Origin of the sequence: Blautia sp. HCN-20427 (genome assembly GCF_037890365.1) — a bacterium.
Classification (GTDB): Bacteria; Bacillota; Clostridia; order Lachnospirales; family Lachnospiraceae; genus Blautia.
Genome location: NZ_JBBKBX010000026.1, coordinates 1 through 19,409, shown reverse-complemented (window position 1 = coordinate 19,409; position 19,409 = coordinate 1). Strand labels below are relative to the sequence as shown.

Annotated in this window: 20 protein-coding genes and 1 pseudogene; 2 read left to right on the top strand and 19 right to left on the bottom strand. The window is 45.9% G+C overall.

The genetic code is table 11. The annotated features are described in order from the left end of the window. Positions 1-19: 19 nt before the first annotated feature. The 8 genes from lepB to ylxM all read right to left on the bottom strand — a co-directional run bounded on the left by lepB (position 20) and on the right by ylxM (position 5,497). The gene (lepB, locus tag WKT17_RS13760; RefSeq protein WP_370779222.1) at positions 20-634 is read right to left on the bottom strand and encodes a signal peptidase I; all 615 of its coding nucleotides are present in this window, start codon (positions 632-634) and stop codon (positions 20-22) included. 81 nt (positions 635-715) lie between these two features. Then, positions 716-1,063 (bottom strand): 50S ribosomal protein L19, encoded by a 348-nt coding sequence (gene rplS / locus WKT17_RS13755; RefSeq protein WP_111919885.1) that lies wholly within the window; start codon positions 1,061-1,063, stop codon positions 716-718. Positions 1,064-1,190: 127 nt separating this feature from the next. Then, positions 1,191-2,648: a tRNA (guanosine(37)-N1)-methyltransferase TrmD gene (trmD, locus tag WKT17_RS13750; RefSeq protein ID WP_291683351.1), complete on the bottom strand. Its 1,458-nt coding sequence runs from the start codon at positions 2,646-2,648 to the stop codon at positions 1,191-1,193. Between the two features lie 10 nt (positions 2,649-2,658). Further along, positions 2,659-3,165, bottom strand: a complete 507-nt coding sequence (rimM, locus tag WKT17_RS13745) for a ribosome maturation factor RimM (protein WP_173749481.1) — start codon at positions 3,163-3,165, stop codon at positions 2,659-2,661. Positions 3,166-3,266: 101 nt separating this feature from the next. Beyond that, positions 3,267-3,497 carry a KH domain-containing protein gene (locus WKT17_RS13740; protein ID WP_173749482.1) on the bottom strand — a complete coding sequence of 77 codons (231 nt, stop codon included), beginning with the start codon at positions 3,495-3,497 and terminating at the stop codon, positions 3,267-3,269. Positions 3,498-3,515: 18 nt separating this feature from the next. Continuing rightward, complete coding sequence (gene rpsP / locus WKT17_RS13735; RefSeq protein ID WP_111919888.1) at positions 3,516-3,761, bottom strand: 30S ribosomal protein S16; 246 nt, start codon at positions 3,759-3,761, stop codon at positions 3,516-3,518. A gap of 41 nt (positions 3,762-3,802) precedes the next feature. Next, the gene (ffh, locus tag WKT17_RS13730; protein ID WP_173749483.1) at positions 3,803-5,149 is read right to left on the bottom strand and encodes a signal recognition particle protein; all 1,347 of its coding nucleotides are present in this window, start codon (positions 5,147-5,149) and stop codon (positions 3,803-3,805) included. A 3-nt stretch (positions 5,150-5,152) separates the two neighbouring features. After that, the gene (gene ylxM / locus WKT17_RS13725) at positions 5,153-5,497 is read right to left on the bottom strand and encodes a YlxM family DNA-binding protein (RefSeq protein WP_173749484.1); all 345 of its coding nucleotides are present in this window, start codon (positions 5,495-5,497) and stop codon (positions 5,153-5,155) included. A gap of 151 nt (positions 5,498-5,648) precedes the next feature. On the opposite strand from ylxM, the gene WKT17_RS13720 reads away from it, so the two are divergent. After that, entirely contained in the window at positions 5,649-6,908 is a 1,260-nt protein-coding gene (locus WKT17_RS13720) for a nucleotidyltransferase (RefSeq protein WP_173749485.1), read from the top strand. Here the strand turns inward: WKT17_RS13720 and WKT17_RS13715 are convergent. Both WKT17_RS13715 and WKT17_RS13710 read right to left on the bottom strand, forming a co-directional pair. Beyond that, positions 6,875-8,167 (bottom strand): FtsW/RodA/SpoVE family cell cycle protein, encoded by a 1,293-nt coding sequence (locus WKT17_RS13715; RefSeq protein WP_291683352.1) that lies wholly within the window; start codon positions 8,165-8,167, stop codon positions 6,875-6,877. The two genes, WKT17_RS13720 and WKT17_RS13715, sit on opposite strands and share 34 nt — an antisense overlap. A gap of 3 nt (positions 8,168-8,170) precedes the next feature. Next, positions 8,171-8,500 carry a PadR family transcriptional regulator gene (locus WKT17_RS13710; protein ID WP_173749487.1) on the bottom strand — a complete coding sequence of 110 codons (330 nt, stop codon included), beginning with the start codon at positions 8,498-8,500 and terminating at the stop codon, positions 8,171-8,173. A 218-nt stretch (positions 8,501-8,718) separates the two neighbouring features. Between WKT17_RS13710 and WKT17_RS13705 the strand changes: the two are divergent. Next, positions 8,719-9,519, top strand: a pseudogene (locus tag WKT17_RS13705) (ATP-binding cassette domain-containing protein); the annotation flags it as partial. Between the two features lie 67 nt (positions 9,520-9,586). Here WKT17_RS13705 and WKT17_RS13700 read toward each other — a convergent pair. The 9 genes from WKT17_RS13700 to WKT17_RS13660 all read right to left on the bottom strand — a co-directional run bounded on the left by WKT17_RS13700 (position 9,587) and on the right by WKT17_RS13660 (position 19,270). Further along, entirely contained in the window at positions 9,587-9,949 is a 363-nt protein-coding gene (locus WKT17_RS13700) for a hypothetical protein (RefSeq protein WP_173749489.1), read from the bottom strand. Positions 9,950-9,961: 12 nt separating this feature from the next. After that, positions 9,962-11,326 (bottom strand): PFL family protein, encoded by a 1,365-nt coding sequence (locus WKT17_RS13695; RefSeq protein WP_173749490.1) that lies wholly within the window; start codon positions 11,324-11,326, stop codon positions 9,962-9,964. Between the two features lie 30 nt (positions 11,327-11,356). Further along, on the bottom strand, positions 11,357-11,629 hold the full coding sequence (locus tag WKT17_RS13690; protein ID WP_173749491.1) for an ACT domain-containing protein: 273 nt from the start codon (positions 11,627-11,629) through the stop codon (positions 11,357-11,359). A gap of 56 nt (positions 11,630-11,685) precedes the next feature. Further along, positions 11,686-12,483: an MBL fold metallo-hydrolase gene (locus tag WKT17_RS13685; RefSeq protein ID WP_173749492.1), complete on the bottom strand. Its 798-nt coding sequence runs from the start codon at positions 12,481-12,483 to the stop codon at positions 11,686-11,688. Further along, complete coding sequence (gene coaE / locus WKT17_RS13680) at positions 12,470-13,072, bottom strand: dephospho-CoA kinase (protein ID WP_173749493.1); 603 nt, start codon at positions 13,070-13,072, stop codon at positions 12,470-12,472. Before coaE ends, WKT17_RS13685 begins: the two co-directional genes overlap by 14 nt. 33 nt (positions 13,073-13,105) lie before the next feature. After that, the gene (gene polA / locus WKT17_RS13675; RefSeq protein WP_291683353.1) at positions 13,106-15,751 is read right to left on the bottom strand and encodes a DNA polymerase I; all 2,646 of its coding nucleotides are present in this window, start codon (positions 15,749-15,751) and stop codon (positions 13,106-13,108) included. Positions 15,752-15,781: 30 nt separating this feature from the next. Beyond that, positions 15,782-16,603, bottom strand: a complete 822-nt coding sequence (locus WKT17_RS13670) for a purine-nucleoside phosphorylase (protein WP_173749495.1) — start codon at positions 16,601-16,603, stop codon at positions 15,782-15,784. A gap of 96 nt (positions 16,604-16,699) precedes the next feature. Beyond that, positions 16,700-18,187, bottom strand: a complete 1,488-nt coding sequence (gene galT / locus WKT17_RS13665) for a UDP-glucose--hexose-1-phosphate uridylyltransferase (RefSeq protein ID WP_173749496.1) — start codon at positions 18,185-18,187, stop codon at positions 16,700-16,702. A 171-nt stretch (positions 18,188-18,358) separates the two neighbouring features. Continuing rightward, on the bottom strand, positions 18,359-19,270 hold the full coding sequence (locus tag WKT17_RS13660) for an ArsR/SmtB family transcription factor (protein WP_173749497.1): 912 nt from the start codon (positions 19,268-19,270) through the stop codon (positions 18,359-18,361). Between the last annotated feature and the right edge of the window lie 139 nt (positions 19,271-19,409).

Below are 19,409 nucleotides of genomic sequence, written 5' to 3'. Positions count from 1 at the left end.
ACTTATCCTCTCTTTTCTGTCAGTCTTTTAAAAATCCCATAGAATCAAAGGGCGAAATCCGAAACCAGAGTTTCCCTAAGATATATTTTTTCTTTACGTTTTTCACTTCTGCAAAACGGCTGTCCTCGCTGTTATTCCGGTTATCTCCCAGGACGAAATATTCATCCTTTTTCAGCGTCACCCCTTCATCAGCCAGACCGGCATTGCTGATCTGCGACAATTCCTTACTTTCCTCATACAGCTTTCCGTCAATATATACCTGTCCGTCTTTAATCTGTATGGTTTCTCCAGGAAGACCAATCACTCTTTTGATGTGCACTGCCGCATTATCCTTGCCATCCTTGGTAAAAGCAATCACATCTCCCCTTTTGGGGTCTCCCAGCTTATAGACCACCTTGTTGATGAAAAACCGCTCACCGGTCTGGAAGGTTGGCTCCATACTGCTTTCCTGCATACTGATACTCTGGAAAAAGAAAATCGCCACTACAGCCGCAAGAGCAAGGGCCACTGCAATCTGAAACACCCAGCCGAACACCCGGCGTCCCGTTTCGCTTCTGATAAATTCCAGCGCCAAATCTTTTTGTTCTTCTATATTGATATTTTTTTTCTTTCTTTTTCTGCTCAATCCTGTCACCCCGTCCCCGCATAAATTCATCCGCATGATGAACAAACAGAGGGTGCCACTACTGCAACACCCTCTGTCATGCTTACGTTATTATTTTACTAATTCTTTAACCTTAGCTGCTTTACCTACACGCTGTCTTAAGTAGTTCAGTTTCGCACGTCTTACTTTACCGCGTCTGATAACTTCTACTTTTTCTACGTTAGGGGAATGTAATGGCCATGTTTTTTCAACGCCGATTCCGTTGGAAGTTTTTCTTACTGTGAATGTTTCACGGTTGCTTCCGCCCTGTTTCTTTAATACAACACCTTCAAAAATCTGGATTCTTTCACGGTTTCCTTCTTTGATTTTTCCGTGAACTCTTACAGTGTCACCTACGTTGAATTCCGGTGCTTCAGCTTTCATCTGAGCAGCTTCGATGTTTTTAATAATTTCGTTCATGATTTTTCTCCTTTTATCCTGGATGTTCTTAATGCAATCAGCAGCAGAGGACCATCTCTTTTTACAACAGGTTTGATTATACTATGCCTGTCTGCTGTTGTCAAGGTTTTTTCCTTGCTGAATTTTTTTACAGGAAATACTCCACTTCTCTCGGCGCAGCATAATTGCTTTCCAGATAGTCCCGCACCTGACCGGCCTCAAAAGTTCTGGCACCTGTGGGACAGACCTTTGTACACCGCATACAGTTTAAACACTTGTCCGGCCGGATCTCCAGCGTTTCCATGGAAATGGCGTTTACCGGACATTTCTGCACGCAGGCCTGACAGCCCGTACACGCTTCCCGCGCAAAGCTTTTTTCCACTGGTTTCATAGCTTTGGGCTCAGGTTTTGGATTTCCCGGTACGTCTGTTTCCAAAAGCACACTATTTTCCGCTTCTTCCAGCTTTTTTTTCACAGCAACGGCAAACTTCCGGAAGATTTCCAGGTCTTTGTCATCCGGTCTTCCCATTCCCAGCTTCGCTGAATAAATGTGCGGAATCACCGGAGCTATGGCGCCAATACAAACAAACCCCTGTCTTGTGAGAATTTCCTTCATCTGAGCCAGTGTATCCTCGTAATGGCGGTTGCCATACGCAGCTGCCAGAATACAGGGCGTCCTGTTTCCCTGCAGAGAAGAGAAAATACCACTCTCTACCTGAGGCAATTGTCCTCCGTATACCGGAGCCGCAGCCACCAGAAGCTCCTGCTCTTTAAATACATGCTTCTGTTTTCGGAATTTCCTTCTGGTCAAGTCCAGATACGCCGGATTCTGGGTCAGACAGCTCATAAGCAGTTCTGTGGCCCTTTTCGTACCCTCTGTGGGACTGAAATATGCCGCTGTCACAGGTCTGTTTTTAGAAAGCAGGTCCGGACGGCGCTCTTTTGTTCTTTTGACAGACTGCTTAAGCCTCCACGCCTCAATTTTGCTGTGGTCGCCTGTAAGAAGCACTTTGGGCACCTTTTTCCCATTCCACTCTTCCGGGCGGGTATAGTGTGGATATTCCAACAGATTGTCCTGCATGGACTCAAACTGAGAGGATTCCTCATTGTTCAACACACCGGGTACAAAACGGGAAATAGCGTCAATCATAACAGCGGCCGCCAGTTCTCCCCCGGTCAGCACATAATCCCCGATGGACACATAATCTGTCACCACTTCCTCCAGTACCCGCTCATCAATCCCCTCGTAATGACCGCAGAGGAAAATCAGCTCTTCCTCCATAGCCAGTTCCTCTACCATGGTCTGGCGGAATACCTGTCCCTGAGGCGTCAGGTAAATACATCTGGGCTTTTTTCCCTGCCGGGCTGCCTGGGATTCTTTTCGCACAGATTCATAAGCTCTGAAAACCGGTTCGGCCTGCATAACCATACCGGCGCCTCCGCCATAGGGATAATCATCGACCCGCATGTGTTTGTTATCAGCAAAATCCCGGATATTTACCGTATGAAGAGAAATTTTTCCGCTTTTTAAGGCCCTCCCCGTAATGCTGGTATTTACGGTATTTTCAATCATTTCCGGAAACAGCGTCAATACATGATACTTCATGATTTCCCTCCTAGCACAGTCCTTTCAGCAGATGAATAATCATTTTATTCTGCTCTACGTCTACTTCTTTGACACAGTCTTTGATAGCAGGAACCAGTACCTCTTTTTTATCTGTGGTGTGAATCACATACACATCATTGGCCCCGGTCTCCATGACATCTTTTAAAGTACCGAAAAGAGAGCCGTCCTCCAGAAATACGTCCATATCTATTAAGTCTGCAATATAATATTCATTTTCTTCCAAAGGTACGGCAAAATCTCTGGTGACATAAAGACTTTTTCCCTTGTAAGGCTCAATATCGTTAATATTGTCCACATCACGGAATTTCAAAATAACAAATTGTTTGAAATACTTCACCCGCTGGATTTCCAGTTCACACAGTTCTTTTCCTGTATCCAGAAGCACACTTTCCAGATAGTCAAATCTGTGGGCGTCGTCTGTGGTGGGGTATACTTTTACCTCTCCGCGAATACCGTGGGTTGTGGTAATCACGCCTACCTGCAATAAATCTTCCATCTATATTATATACTCCTCTTTCTCCCGGTCTTTGGGCCCGGTATGATAAAAAAGGGGCTGTCACACTGCTGTTCATGCGACAACCCCTTTCATGATTGTTATTACTGTAAAATATCTACGACAACCTTTTTCTCACCTTTGGAAGACGCGGCCTTTACCACAGTACGGATAGCTTTGGCAATGCGGCCCTGGCGGCCAATTACTTTCCCCATATCCGCAGGGGCAACCTTGAGTTCCAAAAGGATAGCGTCGTTTTCTTCTGTTTCTGTCACAACGACTTCTTCAGGAGAATCTACGAGAGATTTTGCAATTACTTCTACTAATTCTTTCATTACAAATTACCTCCCGGATTATTTTTCGATACCAGCCAGTTTGAAGATTTTAGCAACAACCTCTGTTGGCTGAGCACCGTTTGCAAGCCATTTTTTAGCTGCTTCTTCGTCTACTTTGTATACGCTTGGTTCCTGAGTTGGGTCATATGTTCCAATCTCTTCGATGAATCTTCCATCTCTTGGGGATTTGGAATCTGCAACAATGATTCTATAGAAAGGAGCTTTCTTCTGTCCCATTCTTCTTAATCTGATTTTTACTGCCATTTCTTTTCACCTCCTGGTTTTTTCATAAAGTTTCATATATGTTAAAAGGGAAGTTTGAATTTTCCTCTTTTACCACCTTTGCCGCCCATCAGTCCGGGCATCTGTTTCATCATTTTCTTGGCCTGTTCAAACTGTTTGACCATACGGTTGACTTCCGCCACATCCACACCTGCGCCTTTGGCAATCCGGTTCTTTCTGGAAGGGCTTAAAATTTCGGGATGAGAACGTTCTTTTGGGGTCATGGACAGAATAATCGCTTCTTTTCTCGCCATATCCTTTTCATCTACCATGCTGTCAATGTCCTTAATCTGGGAACCCACACCCGGAAGCATATTCAGTACACTGGACAAACCGCCCATGTTTTTCATCTGGTTCATGCTTTCCAGATAGTCGTCAAATCCGAAAGAATTTTTGCGGAACTTCTGCTCCATTTCTTTGGCTTTCTCTTCATCCAGATTGGCCTGTGCCTTTTCAATCAGGCTCATGACATCCCCCATCCCTAAAATACGGGACGCCATACGGTCGGGATAAAACTGTTCCAAATCGGACAGCTTCTCGCCCATACCCACATATAAAATCGGCTTTCCGCTGATGGCCTTAATGGAAAGCGCCGCACCGCCTCGGGTGTCACCATCCATCTTTGTCAAAATGACTCCGTCGATTCCAACTTTTTCTCCAAAGGTCTCTGCCACATTTACCGCATCCTGTCCGGTCATGGCATCTACCACCAGAATGGTCTGGTCTACGTCAATGGCTTCTTTGATTTGGGCAAGTTCCTTCATCATATCTTCATCAATGTGAAGACGTCCTGCCGTATCCAGAATCAGCACATTATACTTCTCATTTTTTGCATGCTCATAAGCTGCTTTTGCAATGTCCACCGGGCTGTTTTTATCTCCCATGGCGAAGACTTCCACACCCTGTTTTTCTCCGTTTACCTGCAGCTGTTTGATTGCAGCCGGACGATAGACGTCGCAGGCAGCCAGGAGAGGCTTTCTTCCTTTGGACTTCAGCTTTCCTGCCAGCTTTGCAGTGGTTGTAGTCTTACCGGCACCCTGAAGTCCCACCATCATCAAAACGGTCACTTCATTGCCGGGCTTTAAGGCAATCTCTGTTGTTTCACTTCCCATTAAGCGGACAAGCTCTTCATTTACAATCTTAATGACCATCTGACCCGGATTCAGACCAGACATAACGTCCTGTCCGATAGCACGCTCCTGCACAGCCTTCATAAACTGCTTTACTACCTTGAAGCTGACGTCCGCTTCCAAAAGCGCCATCTTTACTTCTTTTAAGGCAGCCTTTACATCGGCTTCGGTCAAACGTCCTTTTTTTCTTAAATTCTTAAATACATTCTGAAGTTTGTCTGTTAAGCTCTCAAATGCCATCTGTTATAACTCCTCTAAGATTTCCTGAGAAATACTTTCCACCTGGGAAACCAGTTCCTGTCTGCTAAGATTTTCACATTCTCTGCTCAGCTTGTGAATACGATGGACCTTTTTTTTAATATTCACAAACTTTTCTACCAGATGCAGCTTTGCTTCGTAATCCTGCAAAGCCTTGTTGCAGCGCTTGATATTATCATGCACGCCCTGCCGGCTGATACCCAGCTCGTCGGCCACTTCACTTAAGGAGTAGTCATTTAAAACCACATCTTCGTAGATTCTTCTCTGGTGAGCTGTCAACAACTCTCCGTAGAAATCATACAGCAAAGTCTGTTCTACAAATTTTTCCATTCGTAATCACCTTGGTTATCATACAACAGGATTCTACGGCTGTCAAGTATTTTTTCTTGACAATTTTATATTCTCTATTTTTTCCTTGCACACAACTCCCTCATATGTTTATATAGTAACAGAACACAATTTTTACAGAAAGGATTTTACCATGAAAAAAGCAGTCGGAATCATAGCGGAATATAACCCTTTCCATAAAGGACATGCCTATCACATAGAAAAAGCCAAAGAACTGACCGGAGCAGACTATGCTGTAGTCGTTTTAAGCGGTGATTTCGTCCAGCGGGGCACTCCTGCTGTTTTTTCCAAACATTTGCGGACAAAAATGGCGCTTCTGGGAGGGGCTGATGTGGTGCTGGAACTCCCCTCTTATTACGCCTCCTCCAGTGCAGAATATTTTGCCAAAGGCAGCATAGGAATTCTAAATGCTTTACATGGTATAGATTTTCTCTGCTTTGGCAGCGAAAGCGGAGAACTCTCTCCCTGTATGGCCACGGCTGAAATTTTGTCGAAAGAACCGGAAGCCTTTCAGATTTCTTTAAAAGAAAACCTGAAAAAGGGCCTCTCTTTCCCCTCAGCCCGCAAAGCTGCACTCTTAGAATACGGCGCAAAATTCCTTTCCGGTCCATGGAACAACGAATTTTTAGATACGCCAAACAATATTCTGGGAGTCGAATACTGCAAAGCGCTGCTTTCACTGAAAAGTTCTATACGTCCGGTAACACTGAAACGGGAAGGCAGCGCCTATCACGCCGAAAAACTGGAAAACAGCTATCCCAGCGCCTCCGCTGTCCGCAGAAGCCTTTCCCAATTACAGGATACGGACTCCAGAGAATTTCTCCCGGCTCTTTTATCACTTTTCACCCGGACACAGCCGGAAATGGTAGCCTCTCTGCCCCACAATCTGACAAAAGAAGACATGATGACCGAGGACGATTTCTCCCTGCTGCTAAAATACAAACTGATGCGCAGTACCCCCGACAGCCTTTGTCAGTATGCCGACATGTCCCCGGAACTGGCCAGGCGAATCTGCAACCGTTTGAATGAATTTATGTCCTTTTCCCAGTTTGCAGGACTTTTAAAAACAAAGGAACTGACCCGTACCAGAATTAACCGCGCCCTGCTCCACACGCTCCTGGAAATTCCGGCAGACCTGCCTTCCCATGCTCCCGGTTATGTGCGGCTGCTTGGCTTTCAAAAGAAAAGTTCCGAATTTCTCCGGCTTTTACAGAACAACAGTACGATTCCTGTCCTCACAAAAGCCGCGGACTACAAAAAACGGCTGCCTAAGGAAGAAATTTCTGCTTTTGAGACAGATATTTTTGTCTCCAACCTCTACCAGTCCGTACTGCATATAAAAAAACAGACCGCTTTTGTTCATGATTTGCAAAAGCCGCCTGTTCTTTTGTGAACAACGGTTTTCTTTTGCTCTGCAGGAAGCAGGTTCTGATAGCGGTACACGCTGAGCAGAAGTCCCAGAACCACATAAGATACCAGAAGGTTTGAGCCGCCGGAAGAAAGGAAGGGCAGAAAACTGGTCGTTCCAGGGAAAAATCCGGCAGCTTCCCCTATGTGAAAAAGTGTCATAAAGAGGAAAAATAATGCACCTGCATAACCAATCATCATTCCCAGCTGATTTTTCTGTTTCTTTGCCACATGCAGCCCTTTCATGGCCAGAATCAGCACCATAGCAACCACAACCACAGCGGCTATGACACCATAACTGGCGCTTAAAAACGGAACCACATCATATCTGCCATTTTCTCTTATCACTTCTGTTGAAAATCCAGAAATATGTCCCAGTCGTCCAAGATAATACTGTATTCTGTCTATCTGATAAGGGGCAAACCAATGAAGTTTCACCCCCAACACGGCAATCCCTGCCGGGAGCGCCAGCGTTATTCCCCAGAACATTCCTAGAAAAACTCCCCTTTTCACCTGAAACCAGCCTTTCCATACCGCATAACTCAAGAGAACCCCCTCCACCAGAAACAAAAATCCGGCCTGAAAAAGATGTGGCATACGGTAAGCCAGATAAACCGGAATCAGCAGCCACAGAAGACATTTGCCAATTCCCCGTATTCCCTGTCCATAATACTGATATAAAATTCCTCCATAAAGAGGAATCGCCAGATACAACATGGAAGATATGGAAAACGTTCCGATTCCGGGAAGCGTTATCCAGCTATTGGCGCCATTCACAGATACAGGGAAAAACTCTGCCTGCAGGAAAAGGAAAAGTCCGCCCAGTCCTGCCAGAAATTTTGCATATTTTCCCAGAAAACTGTAGTCCAGGCGGTATACGCCCAGCATCAGGCCAAAGCCCAGCACCACATGAAAAATATAGCGGATAATGTGGCTGTTTCCCAAGGTTCCATCGCTTTTTCCAATCACGGTCTGAATCACAATTCCCAGAAAACTGATAAACCCTATGAGGATAATCATAGACCAACACATCTGTGGTCTGTGAAGGGCATCCAGAGAAATTCCGGTTTCTACAGGGCTTCCCATATCCTCTACCGCCCTTTTCACTGCCTCGTCCCTGTCCATGCCTTCCAGAAGATTGTCTGAAATCTGCTCTTCCAAATGTCCCCGCAGTTCTTCTTCCACCATTTTTCGGGCCTGCTTGCAGCGTATCTGCTCCAGTACTTTTTGTAAATATTCTTCCATTTGTCACCCCTCCAATCCTAAGACACTGGTTACTGCTCCGGCATATTCCCGCCACTCCGCCTCTTTCTCAGAAAGCATTCTGCGGCCTTCTCTGGTAATGCTGTAATATTTCCGCATTTTCCCCTGGATTTCCTGCTCATAAGATTGCAGAAGCTTCTTCTCCTCCATGGTGTGCAGCAAAGGATAGAGGGTTCCCGCTTTCAGCTCAAAAACATTTTGAGAACGCTGCCGTAATGTTGAAATCATTTCATACCCATACATATCTTTTTCCGACAGCAGCTTTAAAAGCAACATCGTCATACTGCCGGAAACCATTGTTTTACTGATTGCCATTTTCTACCTCCTTGTGTCAGACATTTTCAAACAAAAATATAGCATATAGTTTTTCGATATATCGATTAACTATATACTATATCGGTTATCTATATATGTCAAGGATTTTTATTCCCATTCTTCACTGCGGAGAATATCCCGTATCGTCTGCATGGACACATCCACCGAAGCAATTTCATCGGCGCACCGTTTCAGTTCCTGTCGGATGGTGGTTTCATATTTCCCATTTGCGGCAGGCGGCCCAGAGAACTTCTGCCTGGTCTGTCCGCACAGAAACTGCCAAATATGGAAACGGACCTGTAGACAGAGGCTATATTGGCCATAAATCCGCTAAAATGATGAAACGTGCAAAAACGATTGAAGCCCGGCAGAAACAGGCCATAGAAGAAAAATCCGGCCTTTTGAAAAATGCAGAATATACGGAAAATTTAAAGCTTTTCCCTCAGAAATATCATACAGATACTCTGGCTTCCTTTTCCCATATCTGCATTTGTTATGACCGGAAACCTGTCTGCGGCCCGCTTTCCTTTTCTGTACAGCAAGGGGACCGTCTGGTGCTGCATGGAAAAAACGGCAGCGGCAAAAGCAGCCTTTTAAAACTTTTGACCGGGATATCTGTTCCTCATACAGGCACAGTTACCGTAGGTTCCGGGCTTCAAATTTCCTATGTTCCACAGGACACTTCCCACTTAAAAGGCACACTTTCGGACTTTGCGGCCCAGAACCAGATAGAAGAAACCCTGCTGAAAACCCTGCTGCGGAAAATGGACTTTGCCCGTACACAGTTCCTGAAAGATATGCAGGATTTTTCAGAAGGCCAGAAAAAGAAAGTGTTGGTAGCCAAAAGTCTCTGTGAGCAGGCTCATCTCTATGTATGGGATGAACCCCTGAACTTTATTGACATCTATTCCCGTATGCAGATAGAAGAACTCATACTGGAATTTGCACCCACCATGATTTTCGTAGAACATGACCGCACATTCCGCCAGAAAATAGCAACGAAAACCATAGAAATCTAAAATTCCAGCGAAAAAGAGCAGCATCCAGAGATGCCGTACTCTCCAGATTCTGCTCTTTTCACTTTTCTTATATTCTTTTTATTTTCTGGTTCTGTTTATTTCTGTATTTCAGATTGTTCCGAATACGTCCCCCGCAGCCTGCGCAGAACAACAGCACAAACACCATGACTACAACCATAGAAAGCTGCCCTGTTGTCCACGCCGCAACAAATGCATACACATTCAGAAGCAGCAGCAAAACGCCCCAGTACAGGCATACCGTGCCCTCGCCTCTGCACCATGCCCGGTTTTCTTCTTTTTGGGTTTCATCAAATCCCGCGGTGAGAAACTTTTTCTTACGGAACATATACATGCCGCGAATCACATAAAAAATACCAAAAACCCCGGAAAATTGTATGACAATACTCAGTACCGACCAAAGAGATTCCATTTCCTCTTCTCCTTAGTTCTTAAAGCTGTGAATCGGCGCCGGGATTCTTCCGGTTCTGTTCACAAAGTTTTCGCAGGAATAGGGATTCACCGGCATAACCGGCGCATAGCCCAGAAGACCGCCGAATTCCACCGTTTCTCCCACGCCTTTGCCGATAACCGGAATCACACGCACGGCTGTAGTTTTCTGGTTTACCATACCGATGGCACATTCGTCTGCAATAATGCCTGCAATCGTGGTTGCTTTTGTATCTCCGGGAATCGCAATCATATCCAGCCCTACGGAGCAGACACAAGTCATAGCCTCCAGCTTTTCAATGGTCAGGGCATTCGCTACAACTGCGTCAATCATACCCTGGTCTTCGCTGACCGGAATAAAAGCACCGCTCAATCCGCCTACATAAGAGGAAGCCATCACACCGCCTTTTTTCACCTGGTCATTTAAAAGAGCCAGAGCAGCCGTGGTTCCCGGCGCGCCTGCATATTCCACACCGATTTCATGGAGAATATCTGCCACACTGTCTCCAATAGCCGGAGTCGGCGCCAGAGAAAGGTCGATAATACCGAAAGGAATCCCCAGACGTCTGGACGCCTCCTGAGCCACCAACTGTCCCACGCGGGTAATCTTAAAGGCCGTCTTTTTAATCGTTTCGCAGAGCACTTCAAAATTCTTGCCTCTCACCTGTTCCAGCGCCTTTTTCACAACACCCGGACCGGATACGCCTACATTGATAACCGCGTCTGCCTCGGTCACTCCGTGAAAAGCACCTGCCATAAACGGATTGTCGTCAGGAGCATTGCAGAATACCACCAACTTTGCACAGCCCAGAGAATCCTCTTCCTTGGTAGCCTGAGCCGTTTCCAGAACAATACTGCCCATAAGGCGCACGGCATCCATGTTGATTCCTGTTTTGGTAGAACCCAGATTCACAGAACTGCATACCCGCTCCGTAGAAGCCAGCGCTTCAGGAATAGAACGAATCAAAAGCTCGTCTGCCGCTGTCATGCCCTTACACACGGTGGCAGAATAGCCCCCGATAAAGTTGACGCCCACCTCTTTCGCCGCCTTATCCAGCGTCTTTGCCAGACTGACAAAATCCTCCGGTGTCTTGCAGGCTGCACCGCCTACAAGTGCAATAGGGGTTACAGAAATTCTTTTATTGACAACCGGAATTCCGAACTCCTTGGAAATATCATCTCCTGTTTCCACCAGATGTCTGGCCAGTCCCGTAATTTTTTCGTAAACCTTACGGTTCACCTGCTGTAAATCGGAATCAATACAGTCCAGAAGACTGATACCCAGCGTAATGGTGCGCACGTCCAGGTTTTCTTCCTCAATCATTTTATTTGTCTCATTGACTTCATACATGTTAATCATAGGTGATTTTCCGTCCTTTCTGCCTGCTTCTTAAATCCGGTGCATTTTTGTGAAAATGTCTTCTAACTGCACACGAATCACCACGCCGATTCCATTTCCAATCTCTTCCAGTTCTTCGGAAATCACATTGAGTTTTTTTGCAGACATGCTGGTATCTGTAATCATCATCATATTGAAATATCCGTCTACAATCGTCTGAGAAATATTCAGAATGTTAATTTTGTTCTCTGCCAGGTAAGTACATACCTTTGCAATAATTCCTACGGTGTCTTCTCCCACAACGGTAATAATGGTCTTCTTCATGATTAGCTCCTCATTTCTTATTTTATTTGTAAAATGTTTCTTTCTACCTGCTGTCTTTACACAGTTACCAAATCCGACACCTGCTCCCGGTGTGCCACAGCAATTTTAAAATCCGAAGATTTCCAGGGATTTTCCCCCATAGTCACCTCGGAGCAGACCGTTTCATAAGCCAGCGCTTCGTAATTGTTCTCCCGACTTAAATGTCCCAGAAAAACAGCTTTCATCCGCTCATGCAGCAGACGGCACAAAAGGCGGCCTGCCGTTTCATTGGAAAGGTGTCCCCGGTTTCCCAAAATACGCTGCTTCAAATAATAGGGATAACTTCCCACTTGCAGCATATTTACATCATGGTTGGCTTCCAGCAAAAGCACATCTAGTCCGGAGAGATTCTGCACTATGTAATCATCATAATATCCCAAATCCGTGGCAATGCCTGCAGACTTTGTACCATGATTTACCCGGTATCCCACCGGTTCTGCCGCGTCATGAGAAATGGCAAAGGGCTGCACCTGTAAATCCCCGATTTGAAATTTTTTGTCTGCCTCTATGGGACGGAAAAGCCCTTCCGGCATTTTCCCCAGGCTGCTCATGGACTGCATGGCCTCCATGGTTCCCCTGGTGCAGTAAATGGGGATTTTGTGCTTTCTGGAAATCACCCCAAGACCTTTGATATGGTCGGAGTGCTCATGGGTAATCAAAATACCGTCGCAGTCCCCGGTGGTGTGGTCAATGCTTCGCAGTCCCTCTTCAATGCGTTTTCCGCTGATTCCTACATCTACCAGCAGGCTTGTGGTATCACTTCCCACATAGATACAGTTTCCGCTGCTACCGCTGGCTATACTACAAAGATTCATAATATGTCCTCATTTTCCGTTCAATCTGAAGATAAGTATGAGCTACATCTTCATCATTATATAATTGGAAATCACAGCGCTCTTCAAAGACCTCTTCCGGAAGCTGGTTGTCCATCAGCTTTTTGATTTTCTCATCTGAATAGCCTCTGTCTCTGCGCAGTCTTTCCATGCGTACTTCTTTTTCGCAATAAATATACCATATCTCATCACAAATTTCATCATATTTTTCTTCCAGAAGCAAAGCTGCCTCAATAAAAAAAAATTCCGTCTCTTCTTTTCTGGACCGTTCAATTTCCCTTAAAATGTATTTTTTTACTTCCGGATGTACAATATCGTCCAGCTTTTTCAGCATTTCGGGATTATCAAAGACAATGGATGCAATGGCTGCCCGGTCCAAAGAGGTGTCCTCCCTTACCACCCAGTCCCCGAAAAGCTGAATCACCGGTTCATAGCACTCTCTTCCAGGCATCATCAGCATATGCCCCACTTCATCTGCCTTTACCACTCTGGAGTCGAAATGTTCTTCCATATAATTCAATACCGCGCTTTTGCCGCTTCCCACGCCGCCGGTTACTCCTATAATCCTCATAGACACTTCCTCCTTTGTAACGCATTTCTCTATTTATTTTGCCTCATACCAGCTTTTGCCGGTGTGCATATCAATTTCCAGGGATACGGATAACTCCGCCGCTCCCTTCATTTCCTGCTCCAGAATGGCGGAAACCTGTTCCACCTCATCCTCTGCCGTTTCAATCAGCAGCTCATCGTGTATCTGCAGAATCAGTCTGGATTTCAGATTTTCCTCTTTCAGGCGGCGGCTGACCTGAATCATGGCAATTTTAATAATATCTGCTGCCGTGCCCTGAATAGGGGAATTCATGGCTACCCGCTCCCCAAAGGAACGCTGCATAAAGTTGCTGGATTTCAGTTCCGGCACAGGACGGCGGCGTCCGAACATCGTACTGACATATCCCTCGTCCTTGGCCTGCTGTACCAGATTATCCAGAAATCCCTTTATCTTCGGATAAGTCTCAAAATAATTTTTAATGTACTGCTCTGCCTCTTTTCTCGTAATGCTCAAATCCTGGCTAAGTCCGAAAGAGCTGATACCATACACAATACCGAAGTTGACGGCTTTGGCATTCCGTCTCTGCAGAGGAGTTACCTCTTCAAAAGGAATGTGGAACACCTGAGAAGCCGTCATTCTGTGGATATCCTGGGCTTCCCGATAAGCCTGTATCAGCTTTTCGTCCCCGGACATATGAGCCAGAACACGCAGTTCAATCTGGGAGTAGTCTGCGTCCAAGAACACATACCCGTCTTGGGGAATAAATACCTTTCTAAGAAGCCGTCCCAGTTCTGTCCGCACCGGAATATTCTGCAGATTGGGCTCTGTGCTGCTGATACGCCCTGTGGCAGTAATCGTCTGGTTAAAAGTGGAATGAATTCGGCCGCCTTCATCAATATAGCCCGCCAGACCGTCCGCATAGGTGGATTTCAGTTTGGTAAGCTGGCGGTATTCCAGAATATCCGATACAATGGCATAATCTGCAGCCAGCTTTTCCAGTACATCTGCCGCCGTGGAATATCCGGTTTTCGTCTTCTTTCCTCCCGGCATCTGCAGCTTTTCAAAGAGAATCACTCCAAGCTGTTTGGGCGAATTGATATTAAATTCTTCCCCTGCCTGCTGCCAGATACTTTTCTCCAGTTCTGCAATCCGCACCTGCAGCTTTTCTCCATACTCCTTCAATTCTTCTGCATTCACCCGGATTCCCTCTTTCTCCATATCGGAAAGGGTAAACAACAGAGGCATTTCCATATCTGTATACAGCTTTTTCATCCCTGCTGCTTCCAGAGCCTCCAAAAGAGGCTGTCTGGCTTTTAAAGCCGTATAAGCCATATAGCAGACGCTTTTTGCCAGTTCCTCTTCTTTCTCTGCCGCTGCCTTGGAATAAGAAAGTTTTCCCAGCAGGTCTTCCTTTGCAGGGAGCATTTCTCCCAGATATTCTCTGGCAATATCGTCATAAGCATATTCGGATTTCAAGGGATTTAAGAGATAGGCGGCTATCTGGGCGTCAAACATGGCGGTATGATGGTCTAAATCCATATGCCGCAGCATGGCCTTTACATTCAAAGACGCCACCGCATTTCCCTGCTGACAGAGCATTTTTGCTTTATCCAGAAGATATGCTTCCGTCAGAAATCCCTGGGGCAGCATGCCGTACACTTGCAAATCCCCTTCTTCCTCATAAGCCAGACCAAGCCCCAGAATCATTCCTTTTTCTTCCAGAAGTTCCAGTCCCACCCGCTCTTTCTTTTGAGCCAGTGCAAAAAGTTCCTCTGCTTTTGCAAAATCCGTAATGGTTGCAAAATGCTCTTCTGCCTTGCTGGTATTTCCGGTCTCTTCAAATCTGGAAAGGAAATTTTTAAATTCCAGTTCCTTAAAAAATTCGTAGGCTTCCTGAGTATATAAATCATGGATTCTGGCAGTTTCCCAGTCATACTCCACCGGACTGTCAATGCGGATAGTTGCCAAATCCTTACTGAGTACCGCTAAATCATAATGCTCTAAAAAAGCATTTTTTGCTTTGTTGGGCTTAATTTCCTCTGCATGGGCATGGGCATTTTCCACACTGCCGTACTCTAAGAGCAGCTTGGTAGCCGTTTTTTCTCCCACTCCGGGAAGCCCCGGAATATTATCCGCCGTATCTCCCATCAGGGCTTTCAGTTCAATAATCTGCAGCGGACTTAACTGATAAGCCTCCTGCACATCTTTTGCAAAATAATCTTCAATGGTGGTTTTTCCGCCCTTTGTCTTTGGAATACGAATGCAGATATGGTCTGTAGCCAGCTGCAGCAAATCCCTGTCTCCGGAAAGCACGGTGACATCCATGCCCTTTGCCTCGCTCCGTTTGGCAATCGTTCCTAAAAGGTCGTCCGCCTCATACCCCTCCATAGAGAGAATGGGCACCCCCATAGCGCCAAGCACATCCTTCATCACCGGCACCTGCTGGCGCAGTTCCTGGGGCATGGGTCTTCTGGTTCCTTTATAGGCGTCGTACATCTTGTGCCGGAAGGTGGGCGCCGAAAGGTCAAAGGCAACCGTAAGATAATCCGGTTTTTCTTCTTCCATCATTTTGAACAGGATGTTTAAAAAGCCGTAAATGGCATTGGTGTGAAGCCCTTCGGAATTGGTCAAATCCGGCAGGCCGTAAAAGGCTCTGTTTAAAATACTGTGTCCGTCTATCAGCAGGATTTTTTCCCTCATTGTATTCTCCTTATCTGGTTCATTTTTGTCTTACATACGGGATAGCGCAGCCGTCAAAAGCCGCTTGAAATCCGGGGCTTTTTGGTCTGCTATCTCCTGTACCTCTTTATGGTTTAAAGGGGTTTCGCTCATGCCGCAGGCCAGATTGGTAATACAGGAAATTCCGCAGATTTTCATGCCGCAGTGATTGGCCGCCACAGCCTCGCAGGCCGTACTCATACCTACTGCGTCTGCACCCAGAATTCTGCACATACGCACTTCTGCCGGAGATTCGTAATTGGGACCGGTAAGCTGGATATAAACCCCTTTCTGAAGAGGAATCCGCAATTCTTCTGCCGTGCTCTCTAAAAGCTTCTGCAAATCCTTATCATAGATTTCACTCATATCGCTGAACTGCTCTCCCAGTTCTTCCACATTGGAGCCAATCAGCGGCGATGGGACAAAGGAGGAAATCTGGTCTGTAATCATCATAAAATCTCCCGGCCGGAAGTCAAAATTCACTCCTCCCGCCGCATTGGTAAGAAACAGAATCTCGGCTCCCAAAAGCTTCATCAGACGCACCGGAAGCACCACATCTGTAATGGAATACCCCTCATAATAGTGAACTCTGCCCTGCATAATGATAACAGGCACGCCCTTTACATATCCAAGGACGAATCGTCCCTTGTGTCCCGGTACGGTAGACACGGGAAAGCCCTGTATTTCTTCGTATGGTATGATTTGGTGAATTTCTATCTCTTCTGCATAGTCTCCCAGACCGGAGCCTAGAATCAGCGCCACCTTTGGCACAAAGTCTGTCTTCTGCCGGATACTGGCCAGACAGCCCTGGAGTTTTTCGTATACCGGATGCATAACTATCCCTCTTTTCTTTGTTTATCAAGTAGTATAGCATAAAAAAAACAAAAAAGACAGGCAGGACACCTATCTTTTTTGTTTTTCTCTTTAGAATTATAAAGCGTGGATAAAACGCTGGAACGCTTCCCGGCCCTCTTCCGTGCATTTGTAAACCCCTGCGTCTTCCAGAACATGGACAAAGACCTGTCCCACTTCTTCCTGCAGAATGTCCATCACATTGTCCTTGGTAAGGTTTGGATATTTCGGCAAAAATTCTTTTACCCAGTCTGCATGTTTTACCAGCATTTCATGTTGTGCAGGGTCTTTTCCTTCCAGCAGGCAGGAAGCCAGAAGCTCCAGTTCCTCTTTCAGTCTGGCTGGCAGTACTGCCAGACCCATAACTTCAATTAAGCCGATATTCTCTTTCTTGATATGGTGGTAGGCTGCATGAGGGTGATACAGTCCCAGTGGGTGTTCTTCTGTGGTAATATTATTGCGCAGAGTCAGATCCAGTTCAAAAAACTCTCCTCTTTTTCTTGCAATCGGTGTAATCGTGTTGTGAAGTTCTCCTTCTGTCTCAGCAAAGATAAACGCCTCTTCATCGGTGTAGCCTCTCCACACCTCCAGTACATGGCTGGCCAAATCAATCAGCCGTTTTTCATCTTTGCTGCGAATTCTCAGCACAGACAACGGCCATTTTACAATGCCGGCCTCTACATCTTCGTATCCCGAAATGGTGACTTCCTTTTCCATAGGTGCCTTTTCCATAGCAAAGGTATAATGTCCGCCCTGGAAATGGTCGTGGCTTAAAATAGAACCTCCTACAATGGGAAGGTCTGCATTGGAACCCAGAAAATAGTGAGGAAACAGCTTGATAAAGTCAAACAGCTTTACAAAGGTATTTCGCTCAATTTTCATAGGTACATGCTGTCCGTTAAACACAATACAATGCTCATTGTAATACACATAAGGAGAATACTGAAAGCCCCACTGGCAATCATTTATGGTAATGGGAATAATCCGGTGATTCTCTCTGGCCGGGTGATTCAACCGTCCTGCATAACCTTCGTTCTCCATACACAGCAGGCATTTGGGATAGCTGCTCTGCTTTGCGTTCTTTGCTGCAGCAATGGCTTTTGGGTCTTTTTCCGGCTTGGACAGATTGATAGTAATGTCAATAGTACCGTACGGGCTGTCCACGGTCCATTTTCTGTCCTTTTTAATGCGGTAGCGGCGGATATAATCGCTGTCCTGGCTTAATTTGTAAAAATAATCCGTAGCCTCCTGAGGGCTCTTTTCGTATTCTTTCCAGAATTTTTCCTGCACCTGGGACGGACGGGGCATGAGACAGTTCATAATCTTTGTATCAAACAAGTCCCGGTATCCGATGCTGTCTTCGATAATGTTTCTCTTTACCGCCTCATCCAGAAGACTTTTTAAAATCGTCTCCAAATCGGCACAGATTTCTTCCTGCGGCTCTTGGTATTCGTCCTCATGGAACATATCCAGCAGCAGGTTGATGGTATAATTTTTTTCACAGGGCGGCACCAGTCCTGCATCCATTCCATACTGCACCAAATCTCTGATATCTTTATTCAACATATTTGCTTCCTCCCAATTCTGTTGTGTCATCCTGTAAAACAGACCTGCACAATTCCCTTCTCTCATTTAAAACAGTTTTTATGTTTTAATTCATCTTTCTTGTTTATAACGAAATTATAGCACAGAAAAACAAGATGTAAAGCCCTTTTTCAAAGAAATCCCGTCTCCGCCTTAATATTTCAGGCGCATAACCAAATCCTGGGGATAATCTCCGAAACAGTTCCCAAAAATATTCACACCCCCTACATGCTCTGCGTCCTCCTTAATGCCGATGCGCACTGACACATAAGGTCCCTCGGCCAAAGCATACGCTTCAATTCCCCGTCCGCTGACCTGCAGACCGTCCAGGTAAGTACCGGTCTCATCAATGTGCCAGTTTTTCAGATTACCATACTGGCTGTTTTTATCTTCCCACCAGTCCGGATTTAACTTCCCCCTTCTCCCTCCAAAATCCGAAGGGCAAGTCCAGGTTCCCGCCTCTATGCCGTTAATCCAGAGTGTGATATCCGAAGGACAGTCCAGATTGTAATCCGCTGTTTCTGAACATAACTCTGCAGAAAAATCCAGAGACTTTACCGGCTCCTTCTGCATACCCGCATTGGGGAAACGGTATTCCAGATAACCGGAGGAAAACCACACCAGCTTGGCCGTGGTCCGTCTGGGGTCGTAAAAGCAGCGCGGCTCATCCTCTCCGTCAATATACTCTTCTTCATTTACCATACCGCAGGTAGGAGTAATTTTATAATCCACATAATTTCCTACAGGCATGGAAATCACTTCTTCCCTCTGCTCCTTGGATTTTTTCTGTAAATCCAGCACCACACTGGTTTCCTGACGGATACACAGCTTCATGTAGCCCCGAATACCCGGCTTTAGCTCTGTGCGGATAAGTTCCGCCTCCTCCAGCACCCGTACATGAAGCGCTGCGGAAGAAGCAGGAATGTTCAAAAACTCTGCAATTTCATTGACACACAAAGGTCCTTCCTGCAGAAGTCCCAGAATTTTCAGTCTGATTTCCGAAGACAGCGCCTTTCCAAGTGCCATCAATTCCTTTTCCTCTTCCAGATTGATTCGTTTACCCATTTTGCAACACCCTCGCTGTTCTTAAATCTCTTTTCTTCATTGTACCCTCGCCCCTCCCGCCTTGTCAATGACACAAAATCATGACCACCCGTCCAACGGGTGGTTTGCTCTAGAGCTATAAGCCCTTGTTACTAGGCCA

Coding starts and splice junctions, on each gene's coding strand:
- ffh (WP_173749483.1), bottom strand. CDS start 5,149: ATGGCATTTGAGAGCTTAACAGACAAACTTCAGAATGTATTTAAGAAT.
- ylxM (WP_173749484.1), bottom strand. CDS start 5,497: ATGGAAAAATTTGTAGAACAGACTTTGCTGTATGATTTCTACGGAGAG.
- WKT17_RS13685 (WP_173749492.1), bottom strand. CDS start 12,483: ATGAATCTTTGTAGTATAGCCAGCGGTAGCAGCGGAAACTGTATCTAT.
- polA (WP_291683353.1), bottom strand. CDS start 15,751: ATGAGGGAAAAAATCCTGCTGATAGACGGACACAGTATTTTAAACAGA.
- rimM (WP_173749481.1), bottom strand. CDS start 3,165: ATGGAAGATTTATTGCAGGTAGGCGTGATTACCACAACCCACGGTATT.
- galT (WP_173749496.1), bottom strand. CDS start 18,187: ATGTTGAATAAAGATATCAGAGATTTGGTGCAGTATGGAATGGATGCA.
- WKT17_RS13740 (WP_173749482.1), bottom strand. CDS start 3,497: ATGAAAGAATTAGTAGAAGTAATTGCAAAATCTCTCGTAGATTCTCCT.
- WKT17_RS13695 (WP_173749490.1), bottom strand. CDS start 11,326: ATGATTAACATGTATGAAGTCAATGAGACAAATAAAATGATTGAGGAA.
- WKT17_RS13670 (WP_173749495.1), bottom strand. CDS start 16,603: ATGCATCCGGTATACGAAAAACTCCAGGGCTGTCTGGCCAGTATCCGG.
- trmD (WP_291683351.1), bottom strand. CDS start 2,648: ATGAAGTATCATGTATTGACGCTGTTTCCGGAAATGATTGAAAATACC.
- rplS (WP_111919885.1), bottom strand. CDS start 1,063: ATGAACGAAATTATTAAAAACATCGAAGCTGCTCAGATGAAAGCTGAA.
- rpsP (WP_111919888.1), bottom strand. CDS start 3,761: ATGGCAGTAAAAATCAGATTAAGAAGAATGGGACAGAAGAAAGCTCCT.
- WKT17_RS13710 (WP_173749487.1), bottom strand. CDS start 8,500: ATGGCAATCAGTAAAACAATGGTTTCCGGCAGTATGACGATGTTGCTT.
- WKT17_RS13700 (WP_173749489.1), bottom strand. CDS start 9,949: ATGGAATCTCTTTGGTCGGTACTGAGTATTGTCATACAATTTTCCGGG.
- WKT17_RS13720 (WP_173749485.1), top strand. CDS start 5,649: ATGAAAAAAGCAGTCGGAATCATAGCGGAATATAACCCTTTCCATAAA.
- WKT17_RS13660 (WP_173749497.1), bottom strand. CDS start 19,270: ATGGGTAAACGAATCAATCTGGAAGAGGAAAAGGAATTGATGGCACTT.
- WKT17_RS13715 (WP_291683352.1), bottom strand. CDS start 8,167: ATGGAAGAATATTTACAAAAAGTACTGGAGCAGATACGCTGCAAGCAG.
- WKT17_RS13690 (WP_173749491.1), bottom strand. CDS start 11,629: ATGAAGAAGACCATTATTACCGTTGTGGGAGAAGACACCGTAGGAATT.
- coaE (WP_173749493.1), bottom strand. CDS start 13,072: ATGAGGATTATAGGAGTAACCGGCGGCGTGGGAAGCGGCAAAAGCGCG.